Origin of the sequence: Myxococcus sp. CA040A, from assembly GCF_013336725.1 — a bacterium.
In the GTDB taxonomy this organism is placed as follows: domain Bacteria; phylum Myxococcota; class Myxococcia; order Myxococcales; family Myxococcaceae; genus Myxococcus; species Myxococcus llanfairpwllgwyngyllgogerychwyrndrobwllllantysiliogogogochensis.
In genome coordinates this window covers 28,759-44,710 of sequence record NZ_JABUMR010000004.1, presented here as the reverse complement: position 1 = coordinate 44,710, position 15,952 = coordinate 28,759, and the positions used below count along the sequence as shown (strand labels likewise).

The following is a 15,952-nucleotide window of genomic DNA, read 5'->3' as shown; positions in this document are numbered from 1 at the left end:
GGATGCCATCCTTTCCGGTTGCCCGGGGGGAGGCCCCTTCCTACACTCCGCCCCCCTCTGATGCGCGCCTACCTCGTCACCTCCGCGCTGCTGCTCGTGTCGTGTTCCGTCGACTCCGAGCCGCAGCCTCCGCCGTCCACTCGCCTCGTCTATCCGAGCGGTGTCGCCTTCTGGCGCCCCGAGGTTTCTACATCCACGAACGGATTCTTGTACGTGGCGGGAGCGAACTTCGACAAGTGTTACGCCTCTGGCGCGGTGACGGCGCTGGACCTGGACGCCTTGGGGCTGCGGCCCTTTGGCAAGGACTTCTCCGACGCCACGGAGGTCGCCAGCTTCCCCGCGCTCATCACCGAGCTGCACGTCACGCCGCCGGCCTTCGTGTTCATCGACAGCTTCGCGGGGGAGATGGCCCTGTGGAGCCCGCCTGGCCGCCCGCCTCGCCTGTTCGTCCCGACGCGCGCGGAGGGAAGCTACCTGCAGGTCATCGACGTGTCGGATGACGGCGCGAACGTGAACTGCGCGCAGGGCGGTAACGGGCGCGACTGCCGGGTGAACGCGCTGTCCCTGGTGGGTGTCCCGGGAGCGTCGAAGGACGGCCTTCCTGGTGCCCCGTCGCCGATGGGCGTCGCCGTGGAGCGCACCAACCCCGACTCCCGGGTGTGGGTGACGCACACGGAGCTGGTGGGCCCGCCCGCGGCGGAGTCCCAGTCCGAGCTTCAGTCGTACCTGGTGGACCTGCCCGCCTCGGCTCCCACGCGCGAGGAGCTGAGCACGTCCAGCTTCGTCCCGCTGGGCGTCAATGGCCTGCTGGCGGGCGCGGCGCACTCGGTGGCCATCGGTGGTCGCTACCTCTATGCGTCCGGGCGGAACTCCGCGACGGATCAGCTGGGTGCGCTCGCCGCCAGCTTCGTGCTGCGGCTGGTGGACCAGACGAACACGGGGCGCGTCCTTGAGTCCGACCTGAGGGCCATCTACTCCATCCGCGAGGCGCGCGGCATCGCGGTGGTGCAGTTGATGATGCGCGACAACCCGACGCAGGTGGACCCCAACCGCGAGCGTGTCTACCTGCTGGCGCGCGGCCCGGACACGCTGCTCGTGCTCGACATCGAGAACGCGCTGGCGGACCTGCCCACGCTGCGCGTGGTGTCGGCGCAGTCGCTGCCGGAGAGCGCCAGTGAGCTGGAGGTCATCTCGCGTGGCCCTGGCCGGGGCAACCTGGTGGCGGTGACGGGCAGCGGCGACGAGGCCGTCTCCATCTACGACGAAGAGGTGGGGCAGCTCGTCGCGCAGGTGCTCGTGGGCAACCAGGACCCGGCCCAGCCCAGCCAGCCCTTCGGATTGACGGCGGACGTGCGCAACAACTCGGCGCGCCTGTTCGCCACCACCTTTGGCGACGGACGCGTCGCTGTCATCGACATTCCCAACCTCGACCGGCCGCAGGATGCGCGGCGGGTCGCCCTGCTCGGCGTGCAGCAGCTGCGCGACACGCGTCAGGGCACCAGTGTGTGCCAGGAGTCCTCCCCGTGAAGCGCGGAACCCTCACCCTCCTCCTCGCGTGCGCCGGGCTGACCGTCGGTTGCTCCGACACCCAGGCCACGACGGGCATCGCCGGTCTGTCCGGTACCTATGACCTGACGCTCGTCGGGAACCTGGTTTTCGTGACGTCGTCGGATCGGGACGAACTCCAGGTGTTGGACCTGGCGGCCAATCCCAGGCAGTTCATCCCCGCGCCCAACCCGCTCCAGACGCTGGCCATCCCCGTGCTGGACCGGCCGGACTCGCTCACGCATGACGTGGGCTACAAGGCCGATGGCTCGGAGCTTCCAGGGCCGTATGTGTACGCGCGCAGCGCCGGAGCCTCGCAGATCTCCGTGGTGGCCGCGGACCCCGCGCGACTGGTGCAGATGCAGCGGCTGTCCGCGCGCAGCCTGGTGACGGCCTTCGCGGCCCGCTCGCCGGACGTGCGCCCCGAGGGTGAGCCGGCTGCGCCGAGCCTGCTCTACTACGCCATCCAGGACCCCGACGCGCCCTTCGAGGACGACAGCGGTGGGTCTCGCATCGAGCGTCAGGCGCTGCCCGGGCCCGAGGCGCTCGAGGCGGGCGAGCTGGTGCCGGCCCCGGTGACGCTGTTCTGCCTCCAGCCGGGCGAGTCCGTCCAGGCGATGGCGGTGCTTCCGGACAGCCAGCTCGTGGTGGCCACGCGGCAGGCGTCCGGGCGCTCCGGGCGCACGCTGCTGGTGACGGATGCGAATCCGACCACGAGCGAGGACTGCACCGTGCCCTCCACGGCGACGCGCGACCTGTCCGCGGGCTTCGACAACACGCCCGTGCGGATCGTGGTCTCCCATCCCCGCGTCGTCACCCGACAGGATGACACCTCGACTCCCGACGTGAACGAGTTCTCCGAGATGCCCGCGGGTCGGTTCGTCTATGGCGTCAAGGACGAGGTCTCCTGCGGCGGGGCGCCGGAGTGCTCTGGCGTGCTCGCCGTGGACTCGACGACGGGGCTGAAGGCCACGGACCTGAGTGGCGCGCCCATGCTCCCCATTCTTCCCCAGGATGGTCTCCCGACGGGGCTGGCGCTCATCCCGGATGCGTCGCTGCTCCTGACCCTCATCGGAGACGATGGAGGGGTGTCGGTGAACGATACCGCCACCGTGCCGCTGCTCGGCTTGCTGCCCTCGTCCAACGGCTCCATCACCGTGTTCTCCGCGAGCGATCGACGCGACTTCGACCTGGATACGCGCAGGGCGTTCGTGAACGTGGTGGCCCGCAACCAGGCGGAAGAAACAATCGACATTGCAGGGGTGTCCACGCGCGTCGACGTGTCTCAAACCCTTGAGTATCCCTGCGACCCGGCGAATCCCACGGGGCCGAGCGTCACCCGCAAGGGCCTCTTCGAGGGCTCGGTGGCGAATGGCCTCTTCCGCTTCATCTACCAGGGGGCATTCCCGGGTGCGTTCGACCTGGCGCGGGACCTGTCGACGCCGACGAGCTTCGAGATTCCCCAGCCAGCCGAGGCCAGCAAGCAGGTGAGGGTGGGGGATGTGATCGTGCTGGCCAGCCTGGATATCATCTGCACCACGGACCTGGTCGTGTCGTCGATTCAGCCCGCGGCGGAAGCAGGGAAGGTGCGGCTGGAGACGCTCACCCCCATCCCGGCGGACTGCGCGGAGCTCCCGCTTTTCACGGTGCTGGCGTCGGGAGAGCAGCCCTTCCTGCTGGTGGATGAGAACGGCAGTCTGCTGTCGCGAGACGTGGAGGGTGTCGGGTCTGGCTATGAGATCCCGACGGGCTCCTACACTTTCCATCCGACCGACTTCCTGGCGACGACGACGCTCACGGGCTGTGGCTCCGGGGGCCTGACAGTGCCCCTCTATCCGCCCACCCCGCCGCCCCTGCGGCTCCGCGTGGACGTCAGCGAGGGTCTGGTCCGAGGAGACCGCTACGTGGTGGCGGTGGGCTCGGGCGTGCTCACCCACGTCTTCGGGGTGAATACGTCGAGCAGTTCGGGCGCGGGTCTGCAGTTCTACACGCTGCCAGGCCCCGTCGTGGGCTCCCAGGCAGGTGGCACCGCGCTGGCCTACATCGCCTATCCTTCCGCGGACGGAATTCTACAGGTGAACCTGAACGAGGTGCGGACCAACACCCTCAACGACGTCGCGCTGTCCTACTTCGAGTAATTGGGCGTGGGGAGAGGTGTCTGTTAGAGTCCGGGTCATCCTGTACCGTCCGAGTCAAGACCGATGATCGATCAGAACTCACGCCCCGCCCGCAAGGTCGGAATCGCCGACCACCTGTGGGACACGTACGAAGAGATGGCCCAGCAGATGGGCTCGGACCGCGATGCGCTGATCAACCAGGCGCTCTTCATGTTCGCGCGTCTGAACGGCTTCATCGAGGCAAGGTCCCGAGCGGAGGCGCACGCCGCGCCCTCCGCCGCGCCCGCGCCCGCGCGTCCGGCCCCCATCTCCGCGGCTCCCGCTCCTCGTGCTTCTTCGCCCCCGGTGCTGGCGCCCGCGCCCGCCCCGAAGGCGGAGCCGCCTCCTCCGCCTCGTCCCGGTGGCCGTTCGGCCGCCGCTGAAGAGCGCGCTTCCGCCAACGGCCTGGACAATGACCCGGTGCGCCGCGAGGTGGCCGAGCGCGTCCTGGAGACGGCCGCGGAGCTGGAGCGCCTCATCAAGGGCAAGAACGAGCCGCCTCCTCCCAACGACGACATGGTCGAGGAGGATGAGGAGCCCCTGCCCGAGGATCAGGACGACCCGGGCCTGGAGGACGAGCAGGCCGAGCCCGAGGAGGAGCCCGCCGACGAGCTCGCCGAGGAGGAGGACGAAGGCAACGCCCTGTACCTCGTCACCGAGTCCGGAGATCAGGAGCGCATCATCAAGGAGCGCTTCGTCATCGGCCGCGGCAAGCACTGCGACTTCGTCATCAACTCCGGGAAGGTCTCCCGCGAGCACGCGGTCATCGCCCAGGAAGGCCACGATTGGATCATCGAGGACCTGGGGTCTTCCAACGGCACATGGTTCAACAAGCAGCGAATCAAGCGCCGGAAGGTCGAAGACGGGGACGAGTACTTCATCTGCAGCGAGAAGATCCGGCTCGTCCTCCGGTGAGTGAGCCCCGTCTTCCGGGGCAACTCGCTGTTCGCCAATTGACGGCCTCCAGGCGTCCCTGGTTTGATACCGGACGCCTGGACGCGAATGGGACAGGCGACGGATGACGCCTGGACACATCGCGCTGTGGACGGTCCTTGGAGTGGCCCTGGTGATCTCGGTGGTAACCGATGTCTTGCGCCGAGAGATCCTCGACGTGGTCACCTACCCGCTGATGGCGGTGGGGCTGGGAGTGCGCCTCGCCACCGAAGGGGTGGGAGGGCTGGAGCAGGGGCTGGTCAGCGGGCTGCTGTCGGGCGTGGGCCTGGCACTGCTGCTGGTGCCGGCGGCGGCGCGGGGGCGGATGGGGTGGGGTGACGTGAAGTTGATGGGAGGGGTGGGCGCCGTGCTGGGGTTCCCGGCGTCGATGGCGGCCGCCGCGTTCATCTCCCTGGTGGGTGCGGCCCAGGCGGTGGTTTCGCTCCTGTGGCAAGGGGCGGTCTGGGACACGGTGGCGGCGGCGCTGCGGCGCTGGGCGGTGCGACTGCACCTGGCGCGCTCGGACGCGCAACCCACCGAGCGGCGTCATATCCCCTACGGGGTGGCCATCGCGCTCGGAACACTCTGGGCGCTGTGGTGGCAGCACGAAAGCTTGGGTTAGCGCAGAGACTTGGAAGAGGGGACACGCACGATGTTCACACGCTTCACGCATGCCGCCGCGCTTGGCGCACTCGTTGCCCTGGTGGCCAGTGGCTCCGCCCTGGCTCAGGATGGCACCAGCGTCAGCCTCGGGGTAGGCGCCCAGAAGGTTCTCACGATTCCAGGCCTCAGCAAGGTGGCCCTCGGCGACCCGTCCATCGCCGAGGTGAAGACGCTCGGCTCCGGTCAGCTCCTCATCACCGGTCAGGCGGAGGGCAAGACGACGCTGCTCATCTGGAAGACCACGGGGCAGCGCGTCAGCTACCTCGTGAACGTCCGCAAGCAGGACCCCAACGAGGTCATCTCCGAGATCAAGCGCCTCCTGGGCGAAATCGAAGGTGTCTCCGTCCGCATGGTGGGTGACCGCATCTACCTGGACGGTCAGGCGTACACCACGCAGGACGCGGACCGCATCGACCAGGTGGTGAGCCTCTATCCGAACGTGAAGTCGTTCGTGAAGATCGCCCCCAACGCCAAGAAGCTGGTGGCGCAGAACCTGAACGCGGCGTTCCAGAAGGCGGGCCTGAAGAACGTTCAGGCCAACGTCGTGGGCGCGACCATCTTCCTGGAGGGCTCCGTGGAGAGCCAGCAGGACCTCCAGAAGGCGGAGCTCATCACCAAGGCCATTGGCGAGAAGGTGGAGAACCTGCTGGTCGTCGGCATCAAGCGGATGATCCTCTCCGAGGTCCAGTTCGTCGAAATCCGCCGCAACAGCCGCGACCGTTACGGCATCCGCTACCCGTTGGATATCACGGGCTCGGCGACGGCCGCGGCCACGGTGACGCAGGAGCTGTTCCCGGGCACCTTCGGGCAGGGCGGCTCCAACCTGGGTCTGACGGCGGGCGCGGACTTCTCCATCGGCTTCCAGGGCAACGACGGTTACGGCCGCCTGCTCGCGCAGCCCAAGCTGGTGTGCGCCAGCGGTGAGAAGGCGGAGTTCCTGGCCGGTGGCGAGGTCCCCATCCCCCTCATCACCAACAACCAGTTCTCCATCGAGTACAAGAAGTACGGCGTCATCCTGAACCTGCGCCCGACCGCGGACCGCAACGGCAACATCCAGACGGAGATCGAGGCCGAGGCGTCTGAAATCGACACCTCCGTCGCCGTGTCCATCGGCGGTTCGTCCACGGTGCCCGGCTTCCGCACCCGCAAGGTGAAGACGAACGTCACCGTGCGCCACGGAGAGACCATCGTCCTGTCCGGCGTGTTCAGCCACGACGAGCAGAAGTCCATCTCGAAGATCCCCGGTCTGGGTCACATCCCCATCATCGGTGAGCTCTTCAAGAGCCGCGGGTTCGACTCCACCAAGCGCGAGCTGGTCATCTTCGTGACCCCACGCATCGTGAACCCGGACTCGGACAAGGTCCGCACCATCATCGAGGACGTGAAGAGCCGCTACAAGCAGGCCCGGTCCGAGGTGAACTTCAACATCTTCGACTGATGCTCGGGCGCCTCGGGGCGCCTTGGGTCGGGGCCCCTGGGGCCCCTGGACGGGCCGGTTTCCTCCCTTTTTCGGGGCGGATGCCGGCCCGTCGCCTTGCGGGCGGGCAGGTCGACTGCGGCTGGCGCTTTGAGGTGGAAGGGGTGCTTGCTAGCATCCGTCCCATGTTTTTGATCACCCTCGCGGAAAAGGGCGGCGGGACCGAGCAGCGTGAGTACCACAAGCCGGAAATCACCATCGGTCGGCTGCCCGGCAATGACATCATGCTCGCGAAGGGCAATGTCTCGAAGTACCACTCCCGCATCGTCGCCAAGGATGGCAAGTGCATCATCGTGGACATGAAGTCCACGAACGGCACCTTCGTGAACGGCAAGAAGATCGCCGCGCCACAGGTGCTGAAGCCGACGGACCAGATCTACATCGGCGACTACATCATCAACGTGGAGCCGCTGGTGGAGGAGGCGGGTCCGGCGATGACGCGCGCCGGTCAGGCCGAGGAGGCCTACGACGACGGGGGTGAGGAAGAGCCGTACGAGGAAGAGGAGCAGTACGAGGACGAGGAGCCGTACGAGGAGGAACCGCCTCCGGCTCCCGCGGCCAAGGCTCCTGTCGCCGGACGCATGCCCGCGTCCATGGCGTCCGCCCTGGCGAAGAACAAGAAGAAGGTGGACCCCCGGATGGAGCGCTACACGCGACTCCAGAAGGAGATCCACGACCGGCTCATCGAGTACCTCGACCTGCGTCGCATGGACATGGACCGGCTCGGCGACGATGAGCTGTGGCGCCGGACCGAGAAGGCCATCCGCGACATCATCGACCAGATGGAAGCGGACGGAGAGCTTCCGGAGGACGTGGACCGCGAGGAGCTGCTCACCGACGTCATCAACGAGGCGCTGGGCCTGGGGCCCCTCGAGGCGTTCCTCGCGTCGGATGAAATCAGCGAGATCATGGTGAACCACGCCAACCAGATCTACATCGAGCGCAAGGGCCAGCTGACGCTGTCGGAGAAGACCTTCTCCTCGAATCAGGCGGTGCTCGGCGTCATCGAGCGAATCGTGGCGCCCATCGGCCGCCGCATCGACGAGTCCAGCCCGCTGGTGGACGCGCGCTTGAAGGACGGCAGTCGCGTCAACGCCATCATCCCTCCGCTGGCGCTGAAGGGTCCTTGCATCACCATCCGCAAGTTCAAGAAGGACTCGCTGAAGATCTCGGACCTGGTGAAGTACAAGACGCTCACCGCGCAGATGGCCGAGTTCCTGGAGATGTGCGTCAAGGCGCGGCGCAACATCGTCATCTCCGGCGGCACGGGCTCCGGGAAGACGACGACGCTCAACATCATCAGCTCGTTCATCCCCGACAGTGAGCGCATCGTCACCGTCGAGGACGCCGCGGAGCTGCAGCTTCCCCAGGACCACTGGGTGCAGTTGGAGAGCCGCCCGCCCAACCTCGAAGGCAAGGGCGCCATCACCATCCGAGACCTGGTGAAGAACTGCCTGCGCATGCGGCCAGACCGCATCGTCGTGGGCGAGTGCCGCTCGGGCGAGACGCTGGACATGCTCCAGGCCATGAACACGGGCCACGACGGCTCGCTCACCACGCTGCACGCCAACACGCCGCGCGACGCCATCGCCCGGTTGGAGACGATGGTGCTGATGTCCGGCATGGAGCTGCCGGTGAAGGCCATCCGAGAGCAGATCGCCAGCGCGGTGCACATGATCGTGCAGCAGACGCGCTTCTCGGACGGTACGCGGAAGATCTGCTACGTCACGGAGGTGTCCGGCATGGAGGTCGACATCGTCACGCTCCAGGACATCTTCTATTACAAGCAGGACGGCTTCACGGAGGACCACAAGGTGCGTGGCCGCTTCGTGGCGTCCGGCTTCGTGCCGAAGTTCTATGACGAGCTTCAGCGCAAGGGCATCCCCGTCAACATGAGCATCTTCCGCGAGGACTGACGCGCCATGTCCACACTGGTCGTCCGTCTGCCTGATGGCACGGAAAACGAGTACGAAGTCGCCGGCGAGCTGAAGCTGGGCCGTCAGCAGGGCTGTGAGGTCCTTCTCACCGAGGGAGGGGTCTCGCGCACGCACGCGCGCGTCTTCTCCGAGGCGGGGACGGTCTTCATCGAGGACCTGGGCAGTGCCAACGGCACCTTCGTGGACGGCGAGCGCATCGCCGAGCCCACCGCGCTCACGCCTCAGTCCGAAGTCATTCTTGGCGACTACACGCTGAGCCTCAAGGCGGCGCCTGGTAGGGCCACCGGCGCGCGGCGCGCCTCCAAGCCCGCGGGCGCGGAGGCCATGCCCGTGGGCGCGGAGGGCGGCGGTGCTCGCGCCACCCGGGCCCTGCCCAGCATCAAGGCGAAGCCCGCTGGTGCCACGGGTGCGGGACCGGCGAAGCGGCCTCCCAGGCCCGCGGGCGGTCCTCCCGGCGGTGGCGGTGGGCCCCTGCTGCGGGGCACCGTGGGGCCGTGGGCGGGGAAGACCTTCCCGCTCAAGGGCAAGGTGCTCGTGGGGCGCCTTCCTCCCGCGGGCATCATCCTGGAAGACGACTCGGTCAGCCGGAAGCACGCGGAGCTGGAGTCGGTCGGCGGCGGGGTGCGGGTGCGCGACCTGGGCAGTGCCAACGGCACGCTGCTCAACGGCGACCCGCTGGGCCCGGAGCCGGTGGACCTGGAGCCCGGGGACCAGCTCCAGTTCGGCGTGGTGGAGATGACGTTCGAGACGCCCCAGGCCGACGCTCCGGCCCGCCGAGGCGCGGGCTCGGCGCCCCCGTCGCGGCGGCGTGACAGCGCGCAGGGTGGCGGCGCGGACCCGGAGGCCCGGCGCAAGAAGCTGTTCATCGCCGGAGGCGGCCTGGTGGGCGTGCTGCTGCTGGCGGCGCTGGGCAAGGCGCTGATGCCCGAGACAGCCGTGGACCCTGGAGGCCCCATGGGCACCGGGGCCGTCGTCGACCCCGCGCAGCAGGTGTCGGAGCTGCTCAGCGAGTGCCGCTCCTATGCCTCCAGCGAGCTGGGGCCCCCCAACTGGGTCAAGGCCGAGCAGATCTGCTCGCAGGTGCTGGACCTGGACCCCATCAACACCGACGCCAACACCCTCATCCGGCGCATCAAGCTGGAGAAGGACGCGTTCGAGCACTTCTCCATGGGAGAGAAGCTGCAGCAGCGCCTCAAGCCCGAGGAGGCGCTGGATTCCTTCCGCAAGATTCCGAAGGAGAGCGAGTACTTCCGCCGCGCCCGCGCCAAGGCGGCCGAGGCCGCCGAGCAGGTGACGAAGCGCGCGCTGGACGACTGCAAGCGCTACCTGCGCGACTCGCAGTGGAGCGCGGCGGTGCCTCGCTGCCAGACGTACATGGCGGTGTGGTGCCAGAACCAGCCGCGTGACGACCTGCAGCCGCCGCTCGGCTACGAGGTGAGGCTGGAAGGGCGCCTGAAGAAGAACGAGTGGCGGCCCAAGGATCCGCTCTTCGTGAAGTTCCTCATCTCGCGCATCAAGCTGGACCCCAACTCGATTCCCTGGACGTGTCCGGTGGCGGAGGTGCTCAACCGCGACAACCTGCCCACGGACCCGAAGACGGTGGTGCTCGAGGCGGTGAAGGGCCGCTACCCGAACAAGCTGATGCAGGCGGCGATGATGGACTACTGGGCCGGCCGTGGCAGCGAGGCGCTGGCCACCCTGCAGAAGCTGCGCGCCAGCTCCGAGTCCGCGCAGTTCCACGCGCAGGCGGACGAGATGCTCAAGACGATGTCCACGGTGGATCAGCTCTTCAAGGGTGGCCAGAGCTACCTGGCCGCGGATGACCCGGAGAAGGCCGCCGAGCCGCTGCGCGAGGCGCTGGAGGTGGATAAGTCGCTGATGCTGGACCTGGCGGAGCCCAAGCCGTCGTTCTACCGGCGCAGCATCCTCGCGGACATGGCGGACAAGTCGTACCAGCGCGGCAAGCACTGGGCGGACCGCGACGACAAGCGCCGTGCGTGCCGGATGTGGAAGCTGGGCTTCGGCTTCTACGCGGGCAACCCGGACCTGAACAAGGCGGCGGGGTTCTGCTCCGCCACGGCGCTCTCCGCGTTCCGTCAGGCGGGCGGCTGCCCGGACATGGCGGCGGTGCTGGACTTCGCCGTCAAGGGTGACGGCGTGGAGGAGCTGGTCGTCGCGAAGAAGAAGGAGTGGAGCTGCCCCTAGCGAGCGAGTTGGACAGGGCGGGACGGGCGCGCTAGGCACGGGGGCATGGCCGACACCAGCCCCCCGCGCACCGCGCCCACCCTGGTCCTCATCGACGCGTCCGGCTTCATCTTCCGCGCCTACCACGCGATTCCGCCGCTCACGTCGAGCAAGGGCGTGCCCACCAACGCCGTGCTCGGCTTCACGCGCATGGTGCTCAAGTCCCTGCGGGACTTGAAGCCCACGCACGTGGCGCTCGCCTTCGACAAGGAGAGCCGCACCGAGCGCCAGAAGATAGACCCCAACTACAAGGCCCACCGCGAAGGCCCGCCCGAAGACCTGGTGCCGCAGTTCGCGCTCATCCGCCGCGTGGTGGAGGCGCTCAACCTGCCCATCCTGGAGTTCGCGGGCTGGGAAGCGGACGACGTCATCGGCACGCTGGCCCACAAGGCGAAGGCCGAGGGCTTCTGCGTCCAGGTCGTCACCGGGGACAAGGACTTCATCCAGATTGTCGACGAGGACGTGCGCCTCTTCGACCCGATGAAGGACGTTCATACCCGGCCCGAGGACGTGAAGGAGCGGCTGGGAATCGAGCCCCGGCAGATGCGCGACTACCTGGCGCTCATCGGCGACGCGGTGGACAACGTGGCCAAGGTGCCGGGCATCGGCCCCAAGACGGCCACGGAGCTCATCCAGCAGTTCGGTGACGTGGACACGCTCCTGTCCCGGCTGGACGAGGTGAAGAAGCCGAAGGTTCGGGAGAACCTCGCCTCTCACAGGGAGAGCCTCCTGCTCGCCCGGCGGCTGGTGACCTTCAAGACGGACCTGCCGCTCGACGTGCGCGTGGCGGAGCTGACCCGCAAGGAGGTGGACTCCGCGCGCGCGCGGGAGCTCTTCACCGAGCTGGAGTTCTACGCGCTGCTCAAGGACCTGCCCCAGCAGGGCCTGCCCGAGTCCTCCGAACCCGCGAAGGAGAAGCCCGCGCCCCTGGCCGTCACCACGACGCTGGTGGGCACCGACGCGGAGCTCCAGGCCCTGGCGGACGCCGTGCGCGCCGCGGGTTCGGTCAGCCTGATTCCGGCCTACGAGGGCATGCCCTTCGCCTCGAAGCTGGTGGGCCTGGGCGTGGCGCTGCCGGATGCGAGCACGCGCTACGTGCCGCTGCGCCACGCGGTGCTGGGCGCGACGCAGGTTCGGCCCGAGTCCTTCACCGCCGCGTTCCGAGGCGTGTTGGAGGATCCGGCGGTGAAGAAGGGAGGGCATGACCTCAAGGCCCTCACGCTGGTGCTGGCCAACGAGGGCCTCACGCTGGCCGGCGCGCACGACGACGTGGAACTCTTGAGCTACCTGCTCAATCCCTCACGACGCGAGCACGCGCTGGCGGACCTGGCGCGCGAGCGGCTGGCCACGGAGCTGCCCGCGCTTCCCGCGGCGGCGGAAGGCAAGCGGGGCAAGAAGGACAGGGCGCTGGCGGACCACTCGCCGGAGGAGGTCGCCTCGGGCTTCGCGGTGCGCGCGGAGGCGGCGCGCAGGCTGGCCCCGGAGCTTTGGAAGGAGCTGGAGGAGGCGAAGCTCGCGCAGCTGGCGCGGGAGCTGGAGCTGCCGCTCTTGCCCATCCTCGCGCGGATGGAGCAGCGGGGCGTGAGCCTGGACACGGTGGAGCTGGCGCGCATCTCCGTGAAGGTGGACGCGGCCGTCGAAGCGCAGGTGAAGGAGGTCTACAAGCACGCGGGCCACGAGTTCAACATCGGCTCCAACCCGCAGCTGGTCCAGGTGCTCTTCACCGAGCTGAACCTGCCCATCATCAAGCGCGGCAAGACGGGCCCCTCCGCGGACCAGGAGGTGCTGGAGAAGCTGGCCGAGGACCACCCGCTGCCTGGCGCCATCATCGAGTACCGCAGCCTGTCCAAGCTCAAGAGCACGTACCTGGACACGCTGCCCACGCTGGTGGCCCCCGACGGGCGCATCCACACGACGTACCACCAGGCGGCCACCGCCACCGGCCGCCTGTCGTCCACCGACCCCAACCTCCAGAACATCCCCGTGCGCACGGAGCTGGGCCGGGAGATTCGCCGCGCCTTCGTGGCCGCCCCGGGCCACCAGCTGGTCAGCGCGGACTACAGCCAGGTGGAGCTGCGCCTGTTGGCCCATATCGCGGATGACGCCGTGCTCGTGGAGGCGTTCCGCAACGACGAGGACGTCCACAGCCGCACCGCCGCCGAGGTGTTTGGCGTCGCGCCCGACCAGGTGGACCGCGAGCAGCGCCGGGTGGCGAAGATGGTGAACTTCGGCATCGCCTATGGCCTGTCACCCCACGGCCTGGCCACCCGGCTGGGCATCCCCCAGGAGACGGCGCGCGACATCATCGAGCGCTACTTCATCCGCTACGCGGGCATCCGCCGCTACCTGGAGGAGACCGTCAACACGGCGCGCAAGACGGGCTACGTGGAGACGCTCTACGGCCGCCGGCGCTACATGGCGGACCTGAACTCGAAGAACCGGGGCGTGGCCCAGGCCGCCGAGCGCGCCGCCATCAACATGCCGATTCAAGGCACTGCCGCGGACCTCATCAAGAAGGCCATGCTGGTGGTGGACGCGGAGCTGCGTGCCCAGGGCCTGCGCACGCTGATGCTCCTCCAGGTCCACGACGAACTCCTGCTGGAGGCGCCCGACGCGGAAGTGGAGCAGGTGAAGGCGCTGGTGACGCGCGGCATGGCGGGCGTGGCCACGCTGAAGGTGCCGCTCAAGGTGGATGTCGGCGCGGGGCGGAGCTGGTCGGACGCCCACTGAAAAACAACACGGGAGGAGCGCCCACCCCCGTAGGCGCTCCCCCCGCGGACCCACTCGTTTTTTCGCTACCACCCCCACAAACAATGCCGACCCGTCCGACCGGCGAGTCGCGCGGACCCCCATCCACGCGTCTTGCCAGCGGCTCGCGATGCGCGCTCACCACTCCCCAGTGGGAGCACGCGACCCCACAAGGCGTGCCATGAGGTCCCCACCCCTGGCACGCTCCCTCCCGCCGGCCTCGGACCCTCCCAAGATTGGAGCGTCAAGCCGGACGGGTCGGCAAAACCGACCACCCTCAATGCATCGCGGTACGCCCATCCCTCGAGCCCGGCGGCACGTGTCTGACGCGTGAAGCCCGCTCGAAGTACTCCACCACCAGACCGCCGAAGGGCACCCGAGGCCCCTCGACTCTCGAATCCCTCAGTCGCTGAAGCAGCGCCACCGCCGAGTCCACCGCCTCATCCACGGCGCGGTTGATGCGCTCCTTCTCCCAATCCCCGCCGCCGAGCACCTCCGCGGCGTCCACCAGGCAGCGCCGCAGCGCCGAGAATTCTTCGTGCAGGGCGCGCGCGCCACGCTCCGGCGACAGGCGCAGCACCGCTTTCGTACGGCTCCAGGGGCTCGTGTCGTCCCCCTCCAGCGTCAGCCCCAGCTCCCGGACGAAGGGCTCCACCAAGCCGTCGAGCTGACTCAGCGGAGTCTGGTTGCCGTCAGTCGCTTCGTGAGCCGACATCCGCATCCGGCGCCACAGCGCCGCGATCCGGTCTGGCTGCTGGCGGAAGAACCGCGCCAGCCCGGCTGCCTTACGTCCCCGCTCAGTCATGTCCGGTGCCTTCCGCATCGCACCGGGAGCTATAGCAAGTCGGTTGCCAGCGCCTGGGACGTGGCCTCTCCAGGAAAATCAGCAACTTGGAAAGGGCACTGCCGCGCGTGGGGAGGCGACGAAGTAAAAACTTCGGGGTTCGGCTTGTAGACCTGTCCGAAGGTCCAGACAGGGTCCGGGTGGAGGGCGCGACTCAGTGCAGCGTGGGCTTGGCGGTGCGGGCTTTCAGCTCGTCATCGCTCCCGGCCGCCTGCTCGCTCTCGTGCTCGGGTCCGACGGAGTACTCGCCTGACGTCGACTCGGCGTGAGGCGGCGACTCGGGGTGCTCCGGCTCCGGTTCCGACGCGGGGGGGCCGGGCCAGTACAGCTCCTGAAGCGGCGCGGAGGGACCCGACAGGGGCGTGCCGGCCTCGGCCGCCTGCTGCTGGGCCACCATCATCAGCCGCAGGGCGGCCTCGTCCGCGGCCTCCTGCGCCGTCATCTCCGCCAGTCGCGCGGCCTTCTGCTGGCGTCGGCGCGCGTACGCGGCCACGCACAGGATGGAGGCCGTCAACCACAGCAGGGCGGAGCTGGTGGTGAGCGGCAGCCACCCGTAGCGGGCCGCCAGCCCGTCACGCCAGCCGGACTCCTCCACGTCCAGCGAGGTGTGGAACGCCTTGCCGAACGCCGTCTCGAAGGGCTCCCCGTCGCGCACGCCGTCGATGAGCAGTCCCATCGCCTGGGGGCCGTAGCGCGTGGAGAGGTGCGCGACGAAGGCGGCGCTCTGGGCGTAGGCGATCTCCACGTCGGCGGGCAGGTCCGGCCAGTCGGAGGACAGGTCCTCGAAGTGGAAGACGCGCTCCTGCGTCACCGCGCGAAACAGGGCCGAGTAGTGGGTGAGCGAGAAGCGCTCTCCAGTGACGTTCTGCGCGACGCCCTCCTGAAACCAGCGGGGCCAGCCCCGGGCGAGCTGTCCCAAGGCCACGTGCGCCAGCTCATGTCTCAGCGTCTGCTGGCCGTCCGGCGCGTGGAGGCTGAGCGCGTCCAGCAGGATGATTTGATGCGTGGGGTAGGCCAGCGCCACGGCCCAGCCCGGAGGCCGGCCGCCGGGGAGCGCCAGCGCCTCGAACTCCTCGCGGCCCACGCCCAGGCGAATCTCCGTCACCCCAGGCCAGTCGCGCCCCAGGATGTTGCCGAAGCCGTCGCGCACCGATTCAATCTTCTCCGCCAGCTCCCTCGCCGCCACGGTGGCCGCCGCCGTGTGGAGGATGCGGAAGCGCTTCGTCGACAGCTCTCCGGCGACGATTTTGGGCCGGGAGTGGGGGACGAGCACCACGTCGTCCACCAGGGCTTCGCCCCCGTGGGGATGGGAACCGGAGCCTTCACCCAGGCCCTGGGCCCACGCCCGAGGCATGGCCAGCAGCAACAGGAGCAGGACGAGCAGGTGGCGCATGCGGGGGCCTCG

Annotated in this window: 10 protein-coding genes; 8 read left to right on the top strand and 2 right to left on the bottom strand. The window is 68.7% G+C overall.

What is annotated here, in order from left to right:
- The first annotated feature begins 60 nt into the window (after positions 1–60).
- The 8 genes from HUA75_RS17300 (at position 61) to polA (ending at position 13,685) form a co-directional block, all read left to right on the top strand.
- On the top strand, positions 61–1,527 hold the full coding sequence (locus HUA75_RS17300) for a YncE family protein (RefSeq protein ID WP_174487061.1): 1,467 nt from the start codon (positions 61–63) through the stop codon (positions 1,525–1,527).
- Positions 1,524–3,683 (top strand): hypothetical protein, encoded by a 2,160-nt coding sequence (locus tag HUA75_RS17295; protein WP_371746130.1) that lies wholly within the window; start codon positions 1,524–1,526, stop codon positions 3,681–3,683. The genes HUA75_RS17300 and HUA75_RS17295 overlap by 4 nt, the downstream gene beginning before the upstream one ends.
- 63 nt (positions 3,684–3,746) lie before the next feature.
- Positions 3,747–4,616: an FHA domain-containing protein gene (locus HUA75_RS17290; RefSeq protein ID WP_141648946.1), complete on the top strand. Its 870-nt coding sequence runs from the start codon at positions 3,747–3,749 to the stop codon at positions 4,614–4,616.
- Positions 4,617–4,719: 103 nt separating this feature from the next.
- Positions 4,720–5,256: a prepilin peptidase gene (locus HUA75_RS17285; protein WP_174459000.1), complete on the top strand. Its 537-nt coding sequence runs from the start codon at positions 4,720–4,722 to the stop codon at positions 5,254–5,256.
- 30 nt (positions 5,257–5,286) lie between these two features.
- Entirely contained in the window at positions 5,287–6,735 is a 1,449-nt protein-coding gene (locus HUA75_RS17280) for a type II and III secretion system protein family protein (protein WP_141648448.1), read from the top strand.
- Between the two features lie 164 nt (positions 6,736–6,899).
- Positions 6,900–8,690 (top strand): ATPase, T2SS/T4P/T4SS family, encoded by a 1,791-nt coding sequence (locus HUA75_RS17275; protein ID WP_174459001.1) that lies wholly within the window; start codon positions 6,900–6,902, stop codon positions 8,688–8,690.
- Positions 8,691–8,696: 6 nt separating this feature from the next.
- A complete protein-coding gene (locus HUA75_RS17270; protein WP_141648450.1) occupies positions 8,697–10,916 on the top strand; it encodes an FHA domain-containing protein in 2,220 nt (739 codons plus the stop codon).
- A 45-nt stretch (positions 10,917–10,961) separates the two neighbouring features.
- On the top strand, positions 10,962–13,685 hold the full coding sequence (gene polA, locus HUA75_RS17265; protein ID WP_174487059.1) for a DNA polymerase I: 2,724 nt from the start codon (positions 10,962–10,964) through the stop codon (positions 13,683–13,685).
- A 295-nt stretch (positions 13,686–13,980) separates the two neighbouring features.
- Here the strand turns inward: polA and HUA75_RS17260 are convergent, their stop codons facing one another.
- Positions 13,981–14,526 (bottom strand): hypothetical protein, encoded by a 546-nt coding sequence (locus HUA75_RS17260; RefSeq protein ID WP_141648452.1) that lies wholly within the window; start codon positions 14,524–14,526, stop codon positions 13,981–13,983.
- Positions 14,527–14,701: 175 nt separating this feature from the next.
- Positions 14,702–15,940, bottom strand: a complete 1,239-nt coding sequence (locus HUA75_RS17255; RefSeq protein WP_141648453.1) for a peptidase MA family metallohydrolase — start codon at positions 15,938–15,940, stop codon at positions 14,702–14,704.
- Between the last annotated feature and the right edge of the window lie 12 nt (positions 15,941–15,952).

What these genes read in the sequence shown, in the direction of transcription:
- HUA75_RS17270 (WP_141648450.1), top strand. Translation starts at nt 8,697, where the DNA reads ATGTCCACACTGGTCGTCCGTCTGCCTGATGGCACGGAAAACGAGTAC.
- HUA75_RS17280 (WP_141648448.1), top strand. Translation starts at nt 5,287, where the DNA reads ATGTTCACACGCTTCACGCATGCCGCCGCGCTTGGCGCACTCGTTGCC.
- HUA75_RS17260 (WP_141648452.1), bottom strand. Translation starts at nt 14,526, where the DNA reads ATGCGGAAGGCACCGGACATGACTGAGCGGGGACGTAAGGCAGCCGGG.
- polA (WP_174487059.1), top strand. Translation starts at nt 10,962, where the DNA reads ATGGCCGACACCAGCCCCCCGCGCACCGCGCCCACCCTGGTCCTCATC.
- HUA75_RS17275 (WP_174459001.1), top strand. Translation starts at nt 6,900, where the DNA reads ATGTTTTTGATCACCCTCGCGGAAAAGGGCGGCGGGACCGAGCAGCGT.
- HUA75_RS17290 (WP_141648946.1), top strand. Translation starts at nt 3,747, where the DNA reads ATGATCGATCAGAACTCACGCCCCGCCCGCAAGGTCGGAATCGCCGAC.
- HUA75_RS17285 (WP_174459000.1), top strand. Translation starts at nt 4,720, where the DNA reads ATGACGCCTGGACACATCGCGCTGTGGACGGTCCTTGGAGTGGCCCTG.
- HUA75_RS17300 (WP_174487061.1), top strand. Translation starts at nt 61, where the DNA reads ATGCGCGCCTACCTCGTCACCTCCGCGCTGCTGCTCGTGTCGTGTTCC.
- HUA75_RS17255 (WP_141648453.1), bottom strand. Translation starts at nt 15,940, where the DNA reads ATGCGCCACCTGCTCGTCCTGCTCCTGTTGCTGCTGGCCATGCCTCGG.